Consider the following 1,690-nt stretch of genomic DNA (forward strand, 5'->3'; position numbering starts at 1 on the left):
CGCCCGGGCCAGCGAACTGGGCCTGGACGCGGAGGCGGTGCTGCGCGACGCGCTGACGGCCCGCTATGCCCAGCCCGGTGATGACACATCGTCGCCGGAAACCCCGGGTAAGCGCTAGGCTAGGAACCAGGCAACGGTGCCAACGGTCAATCTGGACCGCTGGATTGACTTGCCCCTCGACCACCCCTTTATACAAGGAGTCCAAACTCATGGCATTGATTGACGCCATCCACGCGCGTGAAATCCTTGATTCCCGCGGCAACCCGACCGTTGAGGTCGAAGTCCTGCTCACCGACGGCTCCCACGGCCGCGCGGCTGTTCCCTCGGGCGCCTCCACCGGGCAGTTCGAGGCCGCGGAGCGCCGCGACGGAGACAAGAAGCGCTACCAGGGCAAGGGCGTGCTCGGTGCCGTTGAGGCAGTGATCGAAGAGATCGCCGGGGAACTGGAAGGCATGGATGCCACCGACCAGCGTGCCATTGACCAGGCCATGATCGACCTGGACGGCACCAGCAACAAGTCCAAGCTGGGCGCCAACGCCATCCTGGGCGTCTCACTGGCCGTGGCCACCGCCGCCGCCACCAGCGCCAACCTTCCGCTGTTCAAGTACCTGGGCGGCCCGAACGCCCACGTGCTGCCGGTGCCGCTGATGAACATCCTCAACGGCGGTTCGCACGCCGACTCCGACGTGGACATCCAGGAGTTCATGATCGCCCCGATCGGCGCCGAGACCTTCTCCGAGGCCCTGCGCTGGGGTGTTGAGGTCTACCACAACCTCAAGTCCGTGCTGAAGGAAAAGGGCCTGTCCACCGGCCTGGGCGACGAGGGCGGCTTCGCCCCGAACCTGCCCAGCAACCGTGCCGCCCTGGAGCTGATCACCGAGGCGATCCAGCGGGCCGGCTACACCCCGGGCCAGGACATCGCCCTGGCGCTGGACGTGGCCTCCTCCGAGTTCTTCGAGAACGGCTCCTACCAGTTTGAGGGCCAGCAGCGTTCGGCCCAGCAGATGAGCGACTACTACGCCCAGCTGGTCGCCGACTTCCCGTTGGTCTCCATCGAGGACCCGCTGGATGAGAACGACTGGGAGGGCTGGAAGACCCTGACCGACGCGATCGGGGAGAAGGTGCAGCTGGTGGGCGATGACCTGTTCGTCACCAACCGCAGCGCCTGGCCGAGGGCATCGAGAAGGACATCGCCAACTCGCTGCTGGTCAAGGTCAACCAGATTGGGTCGCTGACCGAAACCCTGGATGCGATCACCATGGCCCAGCGTGCCGGCTACACCACCATCACCTCCCACCGTTCGGGGGAGACCGAGGACGTGACCATCGCCGAGATCTGCGTGGCCACCAACGCCGGACAGATCAAGACCGGCGCCCCGGCCCGCTCCGAGCGCGTGGCCAAGTACAACCAGCTGCTGCGCATCGAGGAGGACCTCGGTGATGCAGCTATCTACGCCGGCGCCAGCGCCTTCCCGCGTTTCAACAGCTAATTGCCAGTGATAGCGATTAAGCTCGTCGGTAGGAACCTGCCGGCGGGCTTCGTCGTTTAACGACGCGTACCGCCGCACGGTACCGCCGGCCACAGACCAAAGAATGGGGGAGCATGGCTCAGCGACCACCACGAATGCCTCGTCGACCGACCCCCAAGCGACCCGAGGGGAACGGCGAACCAGTCACCCAGGACGCGGGCA

1 pseudogene is annotated in these 1,690 nt (G+C 65.9%); it reads left to right on the forward strand.

Going from position 1 to position 1,690, the window contains the following annotated elements:
- Nucleotides 1–209: 209 nt before the first annotated feature.
- A pseudogene (gene eno / locus JCM19049_RS13445) lies at nt 210–1,489 on the forward strand (phosphopyruvate hydratase).
- The last annotated feature ends 201 nt before the right edge of the window (nt 1,490–1,690 follow it).

This window comes from Arthrobacter sp. JCM 19049, from assembly GCF_001310435.1.